Annotated in this window: 18 protein-coding genes; 3 read left to right on the forward strand and 15 right to left on the reverse strand. The window is 63.4% G+C overall.

Features of this window, described 5'->3' with window-relative positions; all coding sequences use genetic code 11:
- The first annotated feature begins 78 nt into the window (after positions 1-78).
- Complete coding sequence (locus VGF98_11460; protein ID HEY1682247.1) at positions 79-732, forward strand: prepilin-type N-terminal cleavage/methylation domain-containing protein; 654 nt, start codon at positions 79-81, stop codon at positions 730-732.
- Here VGF98_11460 and recR read toward each other — a convergent pair.
- From recR to dnaX, 3 genes are read right to left on the reverse strand one after another with little or no spacing between them, the layout of a single operon-like run.
- A complete protein-coding gene (recR, locus tag VGF98_11465; protein ID HEY1682248.1) occupies positions 727-1,335 on the reverse strand; it encodes a recombination mediator RecR in 609 nt (202 codons plus the stop codon). The two genes, VGF98_11460 and recR, sit on opposite strands and share 6 nt — an antisense overlap.
- 2 nt (positions 1,336-1,337) lie before the next feature.
- Positions 1,338-1,646, reverse strand: coding sequence for a YbaB/EbfC family nucleoid-associated protein (locus VGF98_11470; protein ID HEY1682249.1), 309 nt, complete (start codon positions 1,644-1,646; stop codon positions 1,338-1,340).
- Positions 1,643-3,331, reverse strand: coding sequence for a DNA polymerase III subunit gamma/tau (gene dnaX / locus VGF98_11475; protein ID HEY1682250.1), 1,689 nt, complete (start codon positions 3,329-3,331; stop codon positions 1,643-1,645). The genes VGF98_11470 and dnaX overlap by 4 nt, the downstream gene beginning before the upstream one ends.
- A gap of 159 nt (positions 3,332-3,490) precedes the next feature.
- On the opposite strand from dnaX, the gene VGF98_11480 reads away from it, so the two are divergent.
- A complete protein-coding gene (locus VGF98_11480; protein ID HEY1682251.1) occupies positions 3,491-5,128 on the forward strand; it encodes a RecQ family ATP-dependent DNA helicase in 1,638 nt (545 codons plus the stop codon).
- Positions 5,129-5,264: 136 nt separating this feature from the next.
- Positions 5,265-6,926, forward strand: coding sequence for a hypothetical protein (locus VGF98_11485; GenBank protein HEY1682252.1), 1,662 nt, complete (start codon positions 5,265-5,267; stop codon positions 6,924-6,926).
- Here VGF98_11485 and VGF98_11490 read toward each other — a convergent pair.
- From VGF98_11490 to VGF98_11545, 12 genes are all read right to left on the reverse strand, one after another.
- On the reverse strand, positions 6,923-7,966 hold the full coding sequence (locus VGF98_11490; GenBank protein HEY1682253.1) for a glycosyltransferase family 1 protein: 1,044 nt from the start codon (positions 7,964-7,966) through the stop codon (positions 6,923-6,925). The genes VGF98_11485 and VGF98_11490 overlap by 4 nt on opposite strands.
- Positions 7,963-8,835 (reverse strand): tetratricopeptide repeat protein, encoded by an 873-nt coding sequence (locus VGF98_11495; GenBank protein HEY1682254.1) that lies wholly within the window; start codon positions 8,833-8,835, stop codon positions 7,963-7,965. Before VGF98_11495 ends, VGF98_11490 begins: the two co-directional genes overlap by 4 nt.
- A gap of 7 nt (positions 8,836-8,842) precedes the next feature.
- On the reverse strand, positions 8,843-9,988 hold the full coding sequence (locus VGF98_11500) for a hypothetical protein (protein HEY1682255.1): 1,146 nt from the start codon (positions 9,986-9,988) through the stop codon (positions 8,843-8,845).
- Between the two features lie 91 nt (positions 9,989-10,079).
- A complete protein-coding gene (locus VGF98_11505; protein HEY1682256.1) occupies positions 10,080-10,535 on the reverse strand; it encodes a hypothetical protein in 456 nt (151 codons plus the stop codon).
- Positions 10,532-11,473 (reverse strand): DUF3084 domain-containing protein, encoded by a 942-nt coding sequence (locus tag VGF98_11510; protein HEY1682257.1) that lies wholly within the window; start codon positions 11,471-11,473, stop codon positions 10,532-10,534. The genes VGF98_11505 and VGF98_11510 overlap by 4 nt, the downstream gene beginning before the upstream one ends.
- A gap of 6 nt (positions 11,474-11,479) precedes the next feature.
- A complete protein-coding gene (locus tag VGF98_11515; protein HEY1682258.1) occupies positions 11,480-12,589 on the reverse strand; it encodes an LptF/LptG family permease in 1,110 nt (369 codons plus the stop codon).
- 17 nt (positions 12,590-12,606) lie between these two features.
- A complete protein-coding gene (lptB, locus tag VGF98_11520) occupies positions 12,607-13,350 on the reverse strand; it encodes an LPS export ABC transporter ATP-binding protein (GenBank protein ID HEY1682259.1) in 744 nt (247 codons plus the stop codon).
- A complete protein-coding gene (gene lptC / locus VGF98_11525; GenBank protein HEY1682260.1) occupies positions 13,347-13,889 on the reverse strand; it encodes an LPS export ABC transporter periplasmic protein LptC in 543 nt (180 codons plus the stop codon). Before lptC ends, lptB begins: the two co-directional genes overlap by 4 nt.
- Entirely contained in the window at positions 13,886-15,100 is a 1,215-nt protein-coding gene (locus tag VGF98_11530) for an O-antigen ligase family protein (protein ID HEY1682261.1), read from the reverse strand. Before VGF98_11530 ends, lptC begins: the two co-directional genes overlap by 4 nt.
- Complete coding sequence (locus VGF98_11535; GenBank protein HEY1682262.1) at positions 15,088-16,257, reverse strand: hypothetical protein; 1,170 nt, start codon at positions 16,255-16,257, stop codon at positions 15,088-15,090. The genes VGF98_11530 and VGF98_11535 overlap by 13 nt, the downstream gene beginning before the upstream one ends.
- Positions 16,254-16,988, reverse strand: a complete 735-nt coding sequence (locus tag VGF98_11540; GenBank protein HEY1682263.1) for a metallophosphoesterase — start codon at positions 16,986-16,988, stop codon at positions 16,254-16,256. Before VGF98_11540 ends, VGF98_11535 begins: the two co-directional genes overlap by 4 nt.
- Positions 16,985-18,109, reverse strand: coding sequence for a hypothetical protein (locus VGF98_11545; GenBank protein HEY1682264.1), 1,125 nt, complete (start codon positions 18,107-18,109; stop codon positions 16,985-16,987). The genes VGF98_11540 and VGF98_11545 overlap by 4 nt, the downstream gene beginning before the upstream one ends.
- Between the last annotated feature and the right edge of the window lie 2 nt (positions 18,110-18,111).

Raw genomic sequence — 18,111 nt, forward strand, 5'->3', positions numbered from 1 at the left:
GCTGCGCCGTTCTTGCAGAGCGGCGCGGAACCCCCCAGCCGGGACCGGTTAGGACGCCGTACGGGCACTACACGATGCGTGCGCGGACAACGCGGTTTTTCGTTGCTCGAAGTGCTGATCGCATCCGCCATCGCCGTCGTCTTGGCGTGTCAATCGATTGCGGCGATCCACGCGTTCGCGCTCGAAGCGGCGTCGACCGGGCGGCGCGTCCGGGCGGCGTCGGCGTGGGCCGGCCTCCGCGAACGGCTAGCGGGAAGCGCCGCGACGGCGTGGTCGGTTTTCGTGCCGCAACGCGACGTCCTCGGGAATGCCAACGCCGATGGCCACGAAGTCGACTTCGTAACGCAAGACGCGACCCGCCGTTCCTTTTGGTGGGCGTACGCATTCGATCGTTCGAAACGCCGCATCACGCAGTATGCGTATTCTCCGGGCGGGGACATGCGCGCCGGCGCAACGTACGACGACATCGACGGTTTTGCGGCCATCGCCTATCCGATTTCGGCGGTCGCGTTACCATCGAGTCCGGCGTACGATGCGTTGTTTGCCGGAGCGACCGCACCCGATGTAACCGTTCCGTTCGCTTGGACGCCGGCGGCGGCCGGTGGTAACGGAATCGTGCGCGCGACGATCGATGCACCCGGCGTACACGCTCTCGAAATACTGGCGCCGGCGACGGCACCGACCAGGTTTACCGTGGTGCTGACGTACACGCCGGCACCGCCGGGATTATAGCGCGGTGCGGCCCTCGAGCGCTTTGGTGAGCGTGACCTCATCGGCGTAGTCGAGGTCCCCGCCGATTGGAAGCCCGTATGCCAACCGAGTGACGATTATGCCGAGCGGATGGATTAGCCGCGAAACATAGAGCGCCGTCGCTTCGCCTTCGGCGTTCGGGTTGGTCGCTAAAATGATTTCGCGCGAATCTTCCTGACCGATTCGTTCGACGAGTTCTTTGACGCGAAGTTGCGAAGGGCCGATTCCGTCCATCGGCGATATCAAACCGCCCAGCACGTGATAGCGGCCTTTGAACGCGCCGGTGCGTTCGATCGCATAGACATCTTTCGCTTCTGCAACGACGCACACCGTGCGCGCGTCGCGGCGTTCGTCCGCGCAGATCGAACACGGATCGCCTTCGGTCAACGAAAAGCACGTCGAACAGAATCGCACGCGATCCTTCACGGCGACGATGGCTTCCGCCAACGCCTGCGCTTCATGACGCGGACGGTTGAGTAAGTGGAAGACGAGCCGCGCAGCAGTTTTCGGCCCGATGGTCGGCAGCTTACTGAATTCGTTGATCAGTGCTGCGACCGGCCCCGCGACGGAGCCGGAATTCGGCATCCTTACATCAAGCCGGGAATACGCATCCCGCCGGTGACCGATGACATACGTTGTTGTGACACTTCGAGCGATTTGGCGAGCGCGTCGTTGATCGCGACCGCGATAAGATCTTCGAGGGTCTCTATGTCCTCGGGATCGACCGCTTCTTTCGCAATGGTAACGCGCTTCACGCGCTGATCGCAGGTGAGCTCGACGCCGACCGCGCCGCCGCCGGCCGAGCCGGAGACCACCGTCGCGGCGAGCTCTTCTTGGGCCTTCACCATGTCGGCTTGCATTTTTTTGACTTGCTGCATGAGCTGTACTTGTTTCATCGTTCCGGTATCCGTTCGCTGAGGTAGTTGAATAAGGCCTCGGGGTCGTCCCCGCTTTGCTCGGCCGGGGCCGATCGTGCCTGCGGCTTTTCGGCTGCGGAGGCGGGCGCGCCGATTCGTAGCCTGATGGCGACCGGCACACTCAAAACATCGCTCGCCGCCGCTTCGAGCAAGGCGACGCGCTGGCGCACGATAGAGGCGTCGAGTTCGGTCCGGACCTGAACGAAGACGACGTTGCCTTCGACGCCGGCTATCCGCGCGCCGGAGAGCGGACCTTTCAGCGGCATATGTTCGCTCTCGACCTTGGCGCGGACGCTCGGCCAAGCCGCGTTCGCCCGTTGCAACGTCAGCGGTCCGGCGGGTTCGCGTAGCTCGGGCGGGGACTCCTCGACCGGCTCAGGACGCGGCTCGGGCGCGGGCTGCCGGACTGGTTCGGCATGGCGTGCTGTTGGGGCCGGTTCGGGGCGGACGGGCTCGGGACGCGTTCGCGCCGGCGGTGACGACGGTCGAGCAGCGGCCGGGGCCGTCGTTGGAGCAGGCGGTGGCCCGCCGGATCGACCCTCGAGTGCCGCTAGCCGCGCCGACAGCGCCTCGATGTTGGGATCTTCGCCGACCAGCACGACCCGCAAAATCGCCGTCTCGAGCTCCAATCGAGCATTGCCGCCGGACCGCGCCAGCGCGATCGCGTCGGTCAGCACCCGCAAGGCCCGGACTAACTGCGACTGCGTCACCGACCCGGCTCGCTGCGTGGCATGCGCTGCGTCGTCGGGAGCCAGATCGCGCTCCAACAGCGCGGGATCGATACGCGCCACCAGCACGTTTCGCAGGGCGGCCACCAGTAGGCGCATGAGTACCAGCATGTCGATCCCGGCGTCGGCAGCGGCTTCGATCGCGTTCAGCGCACCTGCCGCGTCGCGCTCGGCCAGAGCATCGACCAACGATTGCGCGATGTCGCGCGCGCTGGTACCGAAGGCTGCGTCCAACGACTCGGCCGTGATTCGCCGGCCATCGGCAAAGGCGGCGGCTTGCTCGAGCATCGTCAGCGCGTCGCGTAAACCGCCTTCAGACCGATAGGCGATCGCGGCCAAAGCGGCATCGTCGACTTCCATGTTTTCGGCCGACGCGATCTCGCGCAAACGCTCGATAATGACGGGCACCGGAATTCGCCGGAACGCGTAGCGTTGACAACGCGAAAGAATCGTAACGGGCAGCTTTTCCGGTTCGGTGGTCGCGAGGATGAAGACCGCCCACTCCGGCGGCTCTTCCAGCGTCTTCAGGAATGCGTTAGCGCCCTCTTTGGTGAGCATGTGGGCTTCGTCGATGATGTACACTTTGGATCGCATGCTGGCCGGTGCAAACTTAACCGCGTCGCGGATTTCGCGAATGCCGTCTATGCCGCGATAGCTAGCTGCGTCGATCTCCAATACATCCAATGCCGTTCCCGCGAGCATGGCACGACAATTCTCGCAGGTGTTATCGGGCGTCGGCGTGGGACCGTGAACGCAGTTGATGCAGCGCGCCAAGATCTTGGCGGCCGACGTTTTCCCCGAGCCGCGCGGTCCGGAAAACAAATACGCGTGCGCCAATTTTCCGCTCGTTAGCGCTGCCGAAAGCGTGCGCACGACCGCGTCTTGACCCACCAGGTCTGCGAACGAACGCGGGCGCCAGGTACGGTAGAGGGACACGCAGCATCCTCTTACGGAGGGCGTTTGGGGGTGCCTGCCGTCGGGTAGACTGAAACGGCGCAGGGGCCGAACGGTGTTAAGCGATCGAGGGCTATCGCAATAAGAGCGCCCGCAGTTCCCATTCTAAATCGATTACGAGAGAGCGAGCCTGAGGCTTCGGTGGACGTATATTCCGCGCTCAGCGCGCATTTTGGATTTCAAACCTTTTACCCGGGTCAAGAAGAAGTCGTGTCGCGCGTTTTAAGCGGGCAGGACACGCTGGCGATTCTCGCCACAGGTGCCGGCAAGAGCCTGACCTATCAGTTACCGGCACTGATGATGCCGGGAACGACCGTCGTCGTCAGCCCGCTGATCGCGTTGATGAAAGATCAGCTCGACATGCTGAAAGAACGCGGCATCACCAACGTCATCGCGCTCAACTCGACGCTGTCGGAAGATCAAGAAATGCGGGCGCGCGCACGCATCGCCACCGGCTCGGTCAAAATCGTCTACACGACCCCCGAAAAGCTGGAGGATCAAAGCTTTTTAAAGATCCTTCAGAAGTTGGACATTCCGCTCTTCGTCGTCGATGAAGCGCACTGCATTAGCCAATGGGGCCACGACTTTCGCCCCGCCTACCTCGCCCTCGGCGCGGCCGTTCGCCAACTCGGCAATCCCACGATTCTGGCCTTGACGGCTACGGCCACGCCGTCGGTGCGTGAAGATATTCTGCGCCAACTGGACATCGAAACGGTGCGCCCGCTAGTGCGCGGCTTCGATCGTCCCAATCTCGTGTACGAAGCCCGCCGCGCCGATAAAGAAGCCGACAAGCTCAAAATTCTCAACGCGCTATTCGTCGGTGACGACGCGCTACAAGGCACCGGCATCGTCTACACCGCGACGATCAAGAACGCGCTCGAGGTGCAAGAGCATCTGACGCAAGCACTGGGCATTCCGGCCGCCGTGTATCATTCGAAACTGCATAAAGAAGAACGCACCGCGGTGCAAAACGCATTCATGGGTGAGACGATCCGCGCCGTCGTCGCGACCAACGCATTCGGCCTCGGCATCGATAAACCGAACATTCGTTTCGTCGTTCACTACGATTTACCGGGCTCGGTGGAAGCCTACACGCAGGAAGCCGGACGCGCCGGCCGCGACGGCCTAACCTCGCGTTGCATCCTCATCTATCGCATGAGTGACACGCGCGTGCAGAACTATTTCTTGACCGGTAAGTATCCCGACGTCGAAGAGGTGCAGCGCGTTTTCGGCACCATCGAAGTATTCGGCGATCAAGACGGCGGCGTAACGATGACGGACCTGCGCAAGATCTTGCAATTGCCGCTAACCAAGTTGCGCGTCATCTTGGCGCTGCTCAAGAAATCGGGACACATCGAAGTAATCGGGAAATCGGCCTATCGGCTGACGCAGGCGGTTCGGGCGAACCGCGACCTGGTACTCAGCCTGGCGAATTACGAAACAAAAAAGTCGTACGACCAAAGCAAACTTGCAATGATGTTGCAATACGCCGAATCCGCTTCGTGCCGCCGCCGGTTCATCCTAAACTATTTCGGCGAGGATTTCGAATCGGACAACTGCGGCGCGTGCGACAACTGTCTCCTGGCGCTCGCCCGGGGGACGGACAGGGACGCTTCGACCAGCGGGTTCAGAATCTCGGAGGCGGTCGATCATCCCAAATTCGGACCGGGCACGATCGAACGGGTGGAGCGTGACTTAGTGACGGTGCTCTTTCCGAACGTGGGCTACAAGACGTTGCTGGCCTCCGCCGTGCATCGGGCCGAAGCAACAATCGCGTAGCGCCGGCAGGTACTGGAACGAGGCAAGGGAGCATACTCAACCAGTCTGTGACCGAGCCTTCGACGCCGCAAAGAGTAGCTTTGCGAACGCACCTTTCGGGCAGCGGCTTTTTGGCCGCGCGGCTTCGTTGCGTCCCGTGAGACTTCGTCCGCGAGCCGCCCGCGGCGCGGCCGTGTTAGCGGCGCTCGCGTTGGTGGCTTTCGCACGTCCGGCGGTTAGCGCCCAGACCCCACCGGCCACACCTCAGCCGGCGGCCTCGCCGTCCGGCGTCGCCTCTCCAGCGGTCTCCGCCGTGCCGTCTCCGCCGGCCGCACAACCGCCGCCGGCCAACGGTGCCACGCCACCCCCAATCGTCGTCACGCCCGACAACGCGCAAGTCGCCGTTGGAGCGTCGGTACGCCTGGCCGTGGGTTCCGTCATCGGACAAATTTCTGCGACGGTCGCCGATCAGACGATCGCCCAAGTCTCGGTCGATCAGACGAGTCAGGCAGTGGTCGTCTTCGGAAAACAACCCGGTTCGACGGTCGTTACCATCGTCGACGGCCGCGGACTACGCCGCGACGTCCCAATTCGCGTCGCCTATTATGCGGGCAGCGTTCCGTCCGACATCTCGCTCGCGATCACCGGCGATCCCGCGTCACCCGATTTCGTGCGCGATCAAGTCGTGGGCGCGATCCGGCGTGCCGCGCAACTGCGTCCGGGGGCACAGATCGTCGTCGGTTCCGACGACGTGCCGTTCAATCAAACGCTGGGACAGGATCGCGATGCGTCGGTCAACGTTTCCGTTTTGATGCAAGGCACGCAGTACTTCGAAGTCGATTCCACCGTACACATTCAGATCCGTAACGTTGCGGCGCCACGTATTTCTCCCGACTCGCTGATGGTCAGCGACTATCCAGAACGTCTCGAAGAAAATGGAACGCTCTTCACCGCCGATTTGCGCGGCGAACAGCCGTCGCGCTTTTTGTATTTTCATTACAATCCGCCGGGCCAGCCCGATCGTCGGATCGTGCTGCACGCCGACAATCCGTCGAGCGAACCGATGACGCTGCAGTTTATCAGCGGACGCGGCGGCCCGTCGCAAAACGAAATGGCCGCCGGACACGTCGCGACCAAAGCCTTCTTGGTAAACGCCCTGCAAAATCAGGGCCGCTTGATCGAAGTTCCGGCCGGCACCTCGATGGCCATCGTCACGCAAGATATTCCGGCCGGCGCCGTGGTCTGCAACATTTTGCAGTTGCGCGTGTTGTCGGGTGGCGGAAGCGTCCACCTGACGCTAGCGGCCGAATCGGCCGACGGCAGCGCGGTTCCCGCACCGTCGTCGACGCTGCTGGAAGGCGCGCATAAGCACGCACGCGGCATCTACCCGATTCCGGAGTTTCACTATGCCACGCAGTGGAACGTGAACGACGAGTACCTAGAACTGCCGATCGGCCACATTCCATTGCCGAACGACTTGCAGGGACAAGCGCTGGCCGGCGATTACGGCGTTCTGCAATCCTTCGTCGTGACGGTTCAGAACCCGAACGGTTCGCCGGCATCGATCGCGATCTACGAAAATCCGCGCGGTGGACGCGCTACCGGCACGTTTCTGATCGATGGCGTCTTAGTACAGTCGCATCAAACGCCGGCGTATTCGCGCTACAAAATCCGGCAATACGTCGTACCGGCGCGTGGCTTCGTGCGCGTGACGATCGTTACCATGCCCGAGGCCGGGTCGAGCTATCCGCTCAAATTGATTTTTGCTCCCGACGACGGGAGCGTCGCACCCGGCGCACCGGGTTCCCCGGCCTTCTAGCTTCTCGAAATCCCGTTGCTCGACGCCGCAGCGTAGAGCCTTTCCATGGCGCCGGCGGCGGCGTCCCACGAGAATCGTTCGATCGCGATCGCCCGCGCACTCGCAGCGCTCACGTCGTACGCGCCGGCGAGCGCCGCCTGCAGCGTTTCGGTCCACGCCCGCTCGTCATCCAGGGAGATTACCGGCACGCCGGGGCCCGCAATTTCGGGGAGGGAACCGCCCTCGGACACGACGCACGGAACGCCCGCGCACATCGCCTGCGCGGCAGCATAACCGAAGCCTTCGTAAGTCGATGGCACGGCGACGACGCCGCAGCGCGCATACAGATCGAGCACGTCTTGGCGCGAAACGTATCCGCGCATCTCGAGGCGGTCCGAAATCCCCAGCGATGCCGCGAGTGCGGCGCATTCGTCGAGGTACGGGGTCGGCGGCCCGATCGATACGATGCGCGCGCCGTCGAGTTCCGGCAACAGCCGGATCAGCGCCGCTAGATTCTTTCGCCGTTCGACGGTTCCGACGACGAGGATCGTCGAGCGGTCCGCCGTCCCGCGTTCGAGCTCGCACATGTCGGCGGCTACGCCGGGATAGACGACCGTAACGCGCTGCGGGTCCAATCCCGGACAAACCTCGAGTAGTTCGCGCCGTGAAAACTCGGAGTCGACCGCGATCTGGCGCGCCGACGCGTATCTTCGCAGGGACAACGCTCCGAAATACCAGCGCGCGTACCAACGCGTATGCGCCTGCACCCGCAACCACGCGACGTCGTGCACCGTGACGACGACCGGAATGCTTCCGACCAACGGCATCGTACCGGACGCGCAATGTAATACCGGAGCGCCGGATGCACGCGCGCGACGAGGTAGCAACAACTGGTCCCACAGTACGCGCCGGTCGAACCGCCATGGATCGAGACGCGGTTCGGACAACTCGACCACGTCGACGCGCTTGCGCCGGCGTAACGCGGCGGCCAATCCGTTCGCGTACTCGCCGATACCGGTCGGCGTTCCGACCGTGAGTTGCGCGTCGAACGCAACCTTCATTGCGAAAGATATCGCGCCAGTGCGCGCACCATCAGTGCGTTCGGATCGAAACGCCGCGCCTGCCGCAATTGTTCGGCGGCGGTTCGCACGTCGCCGCGTTCGTAGGCGGCGACTCCTAACCCGGCGATCGCATCGGCACTTCCCGGATTTGATCGCGCGGCTTGCGCGAACAACGCGCGCGCGCGCTCGACATCGCCCAGCAGCATGGCTTGATTGGCGGCCGCAATGGCGTACCGATCGGATAGCGGAGCCGCAGCGACGGCGCGCGCGAATGCGTCCATGGCACGGCGCAGCCACGAGCCTTGCGCCGGACTAGCCGGTATTTCACGCCACGCTCGCCTATTTGCCAACAGGCCCATATGCCATTGCGCTTCGGCAACCGCGTCGGGATGCGTCGCAGTCGACGCTAGCCGTTGCGCTAGCGTGCGCTCGAGCGCGTACGCGGCTGCCGGGTCGTGCGCCGCGACGCCTTCCACGTAGTGCTCGACCGCGTCGACATCCGGCGCGGCTAAGAAATACTCGAACGCCAGCGCCTGGTCGCCACCTGCCGCTGCGGCTCGTCCGAGCAAATCGTCACGAACCGGCGAGGGGGGCAACGCGATCGCGTAGCGATGCGCCGCGAGGGAATCGCCACGCTCGAGTGCGTATGCGGCGAGCGTCGCTTCGACATATGGAGCGGGCGCGATTCGGTCGAGTAGGCCGTAGGTAGCCACCGCAAAGCGCAACGGCACGAGCCGGGCCGGCGAGTACGGCGCGGCGGCCGTTGCAGCAAATGCGTCGGATGCGGCTTGTATGCAAGCGAACGATGCCAGCAGCGCAATGACGACGGCGCCGGCGATCGCGCGAAACGGACCGTAGCGCCGGTTCACGCCGCGGCTAGAATTTGACGGTAAAGTTGACGTCCTCACGCGTCTGCGTGTACGTATCGGACGGCAGCAAGTTGTCTTGATAGTGCAACTGTCGCGCCGAAATCGAAAGGGAGCCGGCCGAATGCGGAATGGCGAACGTGAGACGTCCACCGTACGAGTTATCGGTCGCATCCAAATTGTTCACGCCTGGCAACCCGTAGGCGCCGAGCATGCGATCCGAAGCGACGTTCAGATTCAGCGTTAGATTGTTGACGACCGGAACGGCAAGCGCGGCTCCCAAAGAGATGCGGCTCATGTCGGCATAGTTGGGCACGACCAACGGGACGTCGCCGCCCGGCAACTGCCAGTTCGACGACGGCGAAAAGGCGGCCGAACCGGACGGGTCGTCGCGCATCAAGCGCTCGTAATCGCTCGAGACTGCAAAGTTGAGATTGCGGTGCAAGGCGCGAACGTTCACGGCCGCACCGGCGCCGTAACCGCCATCGGTCAGCGCCGATTGCTGTTGCGTCAACTGCGACGAATCGAAGTGCGTGCTCACGTGGACCGGGCCGAAGGCGGTTCCGCCGGTTGCGGCCGACGTCCATGTGCTGGTCGACGGTGACTGCGAAAACGCTAATCGTCCCGTTTCGGACGTGCCGGTCGAAGTAGAGCCGATAGCGCTCTCGGTGGTCGTCACCGATGGCGCGGGAGCGTCGGGGCGGTACTCGCCGGAAATGAACGACGTCCCACCCGGCGACGCTACAAAATCGGTTTGGCTTGAGTATGCGGGCGTCGACGCCACATATTGCGCAGCGCGCGCCGGCGCAAATGCAGCATCATACTGTTCGGATGTGTCGATGAGTGGAACGTCGTCGCTCACCGCCGGATCGACGATCGCAAAGGTCGGCGCGACGGTGGCGACGTCCCACGCGGCCATCTGCGGCTGCACCCGAACCGCGCTCAGCGCCAGATTGCGGAGCGGCGATTCGCTCTGCGCGTTTCCGTAGGCCGCCTCGAGCGACGCGCGAGCATCGGTCGTTTCGCCGAAGAAACGCAGCAACAGCTGCTGTCCGAGATCGGCCGCCGGGACGGCGGTAGCGAGCGTTCGGGCATGAGCAAAACCTGGCATCATCGTCAGTACCGAGAGAAGAACGACGCTAAGCACCCGCCGCACGAAAAAGCCCTCCGGTTACACCGTATACCCGCCAAAAGGCGCGCGATATCTCATATCGCTCCATCGGGCGGGAGTTTCATGTTGGAGGTGGCTAGGCGTCTCCCCTTGCTGGGGGAGCGTCTGTGGTACCAAGATACCGCCGGCCGATCAAAATCGCGGCGTAGTCGTCGATCGGGCGGTCCGGCACCTGGAGCCCGCGGGGCAGCAGCCGGCGCCATCCGCGCGGTGGATGATCCGTAAAGAAGAGATCCCGAGCACGCCGGGTCGTCTCGTACTCGTCCACCCAGCGGATCGGCAATCCGAGCGCGGCGAGCGCCTCGGCGACGGGCTTCGCGTTCGTCCCTCGACCCAGCGCGACGACTGCCGGCGTATGCGTCGCGACGACCGTCCGCAACCGCTGCGCCAACGATTCTACCGGACAAATTCCCGAGTCGAGCGGATCGCCGGCCGAATCGAGCACCGCGTAGCCGGCTTTGATGCGACCGGGGTCGACGGCGATGACGGCGCCGCCAGTCAGGGCCCCGCCGATGACGGCGCCGCCGCTCACGACCCGGCCGCCGCCGTCAGGACGATCACGATCGGAATCTGGCCCAGATGTGGATAGTAGTCGGCCGCGGCAAATGCCGTAAGCGAATAATTGCCGGGCTTGTTGATTCGCTGCTGCATCTGCCGGATGTCCGGTATCAGCTCCTCGGTTTTAATGCTCTCAGCCATGAACGGTAAAAGTCCGCGGCGTCTCGCGTTCAACGAAACGTACGTCTGCAACTGATTCAGCGCGAAGGCGATGTTCGCGTCGCTCTTCCCGGAAATCGACACTTGGGCGATCACTTGCCCTTTGACGAAGTAACGCGCATCGGGCGTGCCGGTGATACCGAAGTGCGCCTGGTCATTCTCGAAGAGATTTTGGTCGGCCGTCGCCGTCAACATGACGCGCGCTTGTGATTGCAATGCAGCTACCGTCAAGTCGTATGCTGCTAACCGTTTTTCTATGTCGGGCGGATTGACGTACTGGCGGAGGCCCAGGCGCGGATACGTCGCGTTGATAAACTTGACGCAATCGTAGTAGAACGCACGAATCGCCGCCAGTCGTTGGGCCGGCGTCGCAGATTGCTCGATGAAGCGTTCGAACGGTACCATCGGAACGTCGACCGGCACGACCAGTCGCCCGGTGTTGACCTTCGTTTCGAGCGCTCGTTCGCGGCTTTGCAATTCGCCGATCTGTTGGTTGATCGAATTGAGCTTGAAAAAGGCCGTTTTGACCTGCTGCGACGCGAAGATCGCGACGAGCGTGACCACCAGCGCGATGGTCATGCCCGTTGCGATGGCGATGATCGTCGACGTGTACCGCGGACGAATCCCGAACAGCGTGAGGCGGCGCCGGCCGACTTGATGGCCGACCCGGTCGCCCACGTAGGCGACCGCTCCGGCGATGGCCATCACCACCAGGACGTTGCCGATTCCGCGGACGATCTCGACGAGGTTCATCGCGCGCTACACCGCGGCCGCGCGCCGCAGACGCGACAAGCCGATGACGGTGAAGATGATGTTCGGCATCCACGCCCATAGTATCGCCAAGTTAAGAAACGCTTCGCCGAGGAACGAGCACACCGTCATCACGACGTAGTAGACGAAAACGATCGCCAGCGAGAGGCCGAAACCGAGGCTGGCACTGCGGCCACCGCTACGGACGGAGCGCACGCCAAACGGCAACGCGATCAAAATAAAGACGAAACACGCGAACGGCCGAGCCAGCTTTTCCTGATAGGTCGTGACGTATTTGCGCAATTCACTCTCCGTCAGTTGACCGGAGCGAACGACGTCGGCAATTTGCGCGCGGCTCATGCTGTCCGGGTCGTCGTTCTTGATGCGTTTGACCAGTTCGGTTGGACTTTCGCCAATTTCGACCTGCTGCGTCGGCACGTTGGGCTCGGCCAACACCGACCCGTCGCGCTCGAAACGATAGACGCTGGAGTCTTGCAGGGTCCAACGGTCGATCTCGAACTCGGCCCGTTGCGCGAACACGATCTGCCGCGGCTGGTTATACTTGTCGTATTGAATCAGCGTCACGTGCAGCAGCGCGCGCGTGATGGGTTCGTAGGCCGTGGCAGTCGTGATCTGGCGGCCGCCGCCGGGCAGCGGGGCGAACACGGTAAGATCGCGGCTGAACGGACTGCTATGATTGATGACCGCGTCCTCGATTTCGGTACGCTGGTCGGAGGCATACGGAACCAGGCCTTCTTGTAAGTACAACGTCGCGAACGACAAGACGATGCCGACGGCGAGCAGCGGCAGAACGATTCGTCCGAACGTAATTCCGGCCGCTTTCATTGCCGTCAATTCGCTATCGCTGGAAAGACGCTGCACCGCTAAGAGCGTGCCGAGCAGCAGCGCCATCGGGATCACCAGCACGATGTAGCTGGGCAACGACCATAAAAAGACCGAGACCGCCGCCCAAAGCGGCGCGTGGTCGCTGCTCACCAGCTTGCCGATGGCTAAAATTTCGGTGGCCGCGAAGATCAGCGTAAATGCGGCGAGGCCAAATCCAAACGGACCGGATAGTTCGGCCAGCATGTAGCGGTCGAGAATCGTAAATCGCGGCATGCGCCGATTGCCGTGCGCTAGAGCCGGAAGCCTTCGCCCAAATAAAATGTTCGGGCGATCGGCGAGTCCATGACTTCTTGCGCCGAACCCGAGACTTCGATTCGGCCGTTGTTCATGATGTACGCACGGTCGACGATCGCCAGCGTTTCACGAACTTGGTGGTCGGTGATCAGAACGCCCAACCCGCGATCGCGCAGCTGACGGATCATCGTTTGAATGTCCGCCACGGCGATCGGGTCGATGCCCGTAAACGGCTCGTCGAGCAGTAAAAATGACGGTTCGATCGCTAGCGCTCGCGCAATTTCTACCCGCCGGCGTTCTCCGCCGGATAAACTGTCGCCGCGAGCGTCGATGAATGCGCGCAGGCCGAACTCTTCGAGCAAGCCGGGCAGCCGCCGCTCGCGTTCTTCGTGCGGGATGCCGTTTTGCTGCCAGATCAAGCGAATGTTGTCACCGACCGATAACTTGCGGAAGATCGAGTTTTCTTGCGCCAAATATCCGACGCCGTTGCGAGCGCGTGCGTACATCGGGGCGCCGGTCAAGTCGATCTGGCGGTCGACCATATCGAGCAGCACGGTGCCGCCATCCGGACGAACCAATCCGACGACCATATAGAACGTCGTCGTTTTCCCAGCACCGTTGGGACCGAGCAGACCGACGACTTCGCCGATGCCGACCTCCGCCGACACGCCGTTCACGACGGTACGCTCGCCGTATCGTTTGACGAGACCGCGTAGTTTGATCGAAGCTCCGTTATTCATTGCATCCGTACGTGAGAGAGCGAAATGTCCGAGTCGAACTTCGAACCCGTTCCGCGAAAGCCGTTTGCGTTTATGATGACCACGTTACCGTATCCGTGGAAGAGTTGCTCGTTTCGGTCGTACACCAGCCGGTCACACGTCAGCGTTATACCGCTGCTGGTTCGCGCGTGCACGTCGTCGATTAACGTCAACGTGTTGGCGCGCTCGTCCAGCACCGCTTGCGGAGAGCGCGCCGTCAGCGTTACCCCCTTGCGATCGTGAAACGTAATGGTGGCATCGCGTGCGACCGCTCGCTCGCGACCCTGGGCGCCCCTGCTCTCATACGACTTCGTTACCAATTCGTACTCGATACGGTTTTGATTTTGCTGAATGATCCGCACCGGACGGCCCTGCGTGCCCTGGCCGGTGATATGCAGCGGCGGCGGGGTGGCCGGGTGGGCGTGCGCCGGAGCGGGCGTTTTGACCGATTTCGGCGCCTGCGGATTGCAGCCGGCAAGCATCGTGACGCACGCGCCCAGCGCGTAGACGCGACGACTCAATCCGGTTCGGATGCGGCCATATCGCCGGTGCCGGCCGCGGCCAGCGCCAGTCCCATCGTTGGAAACAGCAGTCCGAATATGACGATGCTCATCGTATCGATCAGGCCTTGCACGGCGACGCCGGTGAGTCCCGCCGCGGCCGCCAGCGCCAATTGACAGTTCGACACGCCCATGCGCGCGACTCGGCGCCGCAACTCGAGCGCGAACGACCACATCATCCATGCAAATGCAGCTACGCCGGTAACGCCCAATTCCGCGAAAAACGTGAGATACAAATTATGCGCGTGAAAGGCGGAAGCATCGGCGTCCGGCACGTGCACCGACGGGTAAATACGCGGGAAATCCAGCGGCCCCACGCCGGTCAAGGGAAAGCGATCGATGACTTGCACGGCGGCGTGCCATATCGCCAAGCGCGTGTAGTCCTCGCTGGGATCGTGGTGGTTGTTGAACAGTGCGACGACGACCAGCAGCGCCACTCCGATTACTGCAGCCGCCGGGGCGGCTCCGCGCGGCGCCCCACGACGCGTTAGGATCACGAACGCGGCGGCGGCGGCGGCACCCATCCAGCCGGCGCGCGAGTACGACAGAACCAATGCTAGCGCTCCAACGCCGAGTGCGACCCAGGCCGTGGCCCGCAGGGCCGTGCTCGACCGTATGCGCGTTACGGCGTACGCGATCGGCAAAAGGACGATAAAATACGCAGCCAACTCACCGGGCAACACGAACGTGCCGGTCGCTCGCCCGTGTCCGGTGGCGTACAGCGCCGCCGGCCACCGCGTAAGCACGGTCAGGACGGCGATCCCGGCCGCGGCCGTCGCGGAAAGTAAATACGACCAGAGAATCGCTCGCGCCACGCCGCGATCGCCAAAAAATCGCAGTAGACTGCAGTGCCATACCGCGCCCAGCAAAGCGACCCCGAGAAAAACCACGCCGCGCAACGGGTCCAACCCTAGGACGGCCGAGAGAATACCCGCAGCGATCCAGAGCGCGATCGGCGTCAGCAGCGGCTGCGAATCCGGTTTCGGATAGCGCGAGAGTGTGATGCCGGCGTAAATCGCGATCGCGACCACGAGCAGCAGCACCCCGACGGCGGCCGCGCGCGGCACTAACGAAACGCCCGGAAACGCAACCGCCGTTAACACGATAAACGACGGGAACAGCGGCAGCACCGCGTAGACGGCCGCGAACGCGGCCGGCATCAGCCGGCGCACGACGACACTCCCACCACTGCGAGAATGCGCGCGGCGATCGTCAGCGCGCCGCCGGGCGGCCCCATGCGGAGTTTGCCGGCATCCGCCATGCGGGTGCGGCGATGCGGATCTTCGAGCAGCGCATCGATACCACGCTCGGCTTCACCCGGATCGTCTGGGAGCACCGCGAGCGCATCCCCCAACAACCGTCGCTGGCGATGACGATACCACGAGCTACGCGTTCCCGCGCCGCGTTCCAGCGCAACGACGGGCACGCCGGCAGCGGCGGCCTCTTCGTTCGCAGTTCCGGCTTGTCCCAAAGCCAACGTCGCGTGACGCAACAGCGGTGCGAGCGCGCCCGTCCATCCACGAAGCACGGGCCGGCCGCCGCGCGATGCGACGAACGCGACCGGCCCGGGTCCGTCGGCGACGTCCCAGCCGTCGGCACGCACCTGGGCCGAAAAACGCCGTGCGTCCATTCCGGGCGCTACCGACAGCACGGCTCCCAACGATGGACGGTCGGTTTGTAACCGTCCGACGATGTCGATCAAGCGACGGGCGTCACCGTACGCGCTTTCGCGGCTACCCGGCAGCAGCACCAACACCGGCGCGAAACCTTCGAGCGCATCGCTCGCGTCGGTTTCCGGCGCGCTTGCAAACAAATCCACGATCGCGTTGGCCGCGTCGGCGCGAAGGCCGTGCGAACGTAACCGCTCCGCCGTCGGCTCGTCGCGCACGAAACACGCCGCTGCGCCGCGCAGCAATCGTTCCTCGAACGGCCCGTACGGTGCGACGCTCACGCTTTTGGCCGTCCCGACGAAAACGATCGGCGAGCGCGCCGAGCGCGCCATCGCATAAGCATACGTATCGCCTACCGCGACGACGGCCCCATAACGCCCGTGCGCCCGACGCAAAAACGCACGCTGCGCGAGGACCAGTCCGATCAATCCTGCGCCGATATCGCGCGCGATGTTCCCCAGATTGCCCATCGCGATCAAACCGCCGCTGGGCAACACGCGCTGCGGGCCGACGTCAGACATGCTATGCGAACGCGCCCGTCCGACCAGCGCGAGATGGTCGCAGACGATCGACGGATCGAACGCTCGTACGGCCGCCGCAATTGCGTCGGCGATGGCGGCTTCACCGTGACCGTTAGAAACGAAGAGTAGCGGCTTCACGCCGCCGCGCCGGCCATCAACGGAACGAGTTCGAAATCGCGCAATTCGAAGCGCCGGCGTGCGGCGTCGTACTCGAGCTCGCTCCGCGAGACGTACCGTCCGTACGCGCCGGTGTGCACGATCGGAACGCCGGCGACGACTTCGGGCACCGGCAACGTGTCGTGGCTGTGCCCCCCCAGCACGATGTCGATGCGCGGAATGCGTCGCGCCAGCTCGCGATCCAGCGACAAACCGACGTGCGACAGTACCACCAACGCGTCGCCGTCGGGGATTTGGCGCGCGTACGGTTCGATCGCATCCCACGGGTCGAGAAACCGCCAGCCGAAGATGTGCTCCCAGACGCTCTCGACGGGATATTGCATGATCAACAAGCCGAGAACGTGTATGCGCGTTGCTCCGTCGTCGAATACCAGCGAGCGTTGAAACGGCAACTCGCGGCCTCTGGTGTCGAGCAAATTCGTACACACGAGCGGATGGTGCATGCGTTGCGCGCGCGCCCGCAACAGGTTGAAAAAGTAATGAAATTCGCGGTTGCCGATGGCTTGGGCGTCGTAACCGGCCGCGTCCAAGTCGGCCATCATCGGTTCGTGGCGATGATACACCGTCTGACTGCCGCGCAGCGAGTCGCCGCAATCGAATAGCAATCCCGGATTGGCGGCGCGCAACTCGCGTAGCCGCTCTACGAAACCGCGATGATCGTGGAGATCGGAGGTGTGGTACAGGCGAATCACGACGTTGACGTCGCGTTCTGGCGCGCCAGCGAAACGGCAAACTCGGCGCAGCGCTCCAACGCGTCGGCCGGTCCCAGGGCCGCGCGCAATCCGGACAGCCGCTGCATCTGCTGCGACGGGTCGCGTAAAATCGCTTCCATTTCATCGCTCAGACGTTGGGGTGACGCTTCTTCCTGCAACAACTCCGGAATGATGGCTTCCCCGAGCACCAGATTCGGCAACGTGATGAAACGATGTTTGATCATCCCGCGAGCATGTTTGACCAAGATTGGCTTGACCACATACAGCGCGACCGCGGGAACGCCGCTTAACGCAGCTTCGAGCACGGCCGTTCCCGATGCGACCCAGGCGGCATCGGCATTCGAGAGCGCCTCTTGCGCGCCGATGACAACCGCAACGCCCTCGATCCCGTCGCGAGCTACGTCGCGTTCGAGCCGGACGCGCGACGCAGGACTCGACGCACCGATCGTGCCCAGCACGTTCGGGCGCGTGCGGCGCACGATGCGCAACGCGGCGAGCAACAATGGCAAATGGCGGTCGACTTCGCCGTCGCGGCTTCCTGGTAGCAGTGCGATGGTACCGCCGTCCGGCGGCGGCGCCGGACGGGGCGGGCGCGCCGCGTAGCGATTGGCTAGCGGATGGCCGAAGTACGCGATGCGCAGGCCGAGTCCACGATAGAAATCGCGTTGATGCTCGAACGCCGTCAGCGGCATCGCTACATCGCTGACGATGCGCGCTTTGGCTTCGTTATCCAGCCAGGTTCCAGGCGGAAACACGTCGAGCACCGGTCCGGCGTAGTGCAGCCGGCGCAACGTCATCGCCAAGCGCAAGTTGAACACGCCGAAATCGACCAACACGACGAGGTCGGGCTTTGTGTTGCGCAAATGAAATGCGGTGAGCCACATGATCGCGAGCAGTTTGGGGATGCGTGGAATCGCGGCTAAGGGACCCATACTGGCCCAGCCTCGATGGTCGCGCCATATCGTAAAGCCGAAGTCGCGCATGCGGTCGCCGCCGATGCCTTCGAACGTTGCGTCCGGATCGGTATCGCGAATCGCGGCCGCCAGCAGCAGCGCTACCGATTCGCCGGAGGGCTCACCGCTCGAAAAAAAATAGCGCAATT

This window comes from Candidatus Tumulicola sp., from assembly GCA_036490475.1.
GTDB lineage: Bacteria > Vulcanimicrobiota > Vulcanimicrobiia > Vulcanimicrobiales > Vulcanimicrobiaceae > Tumulicola.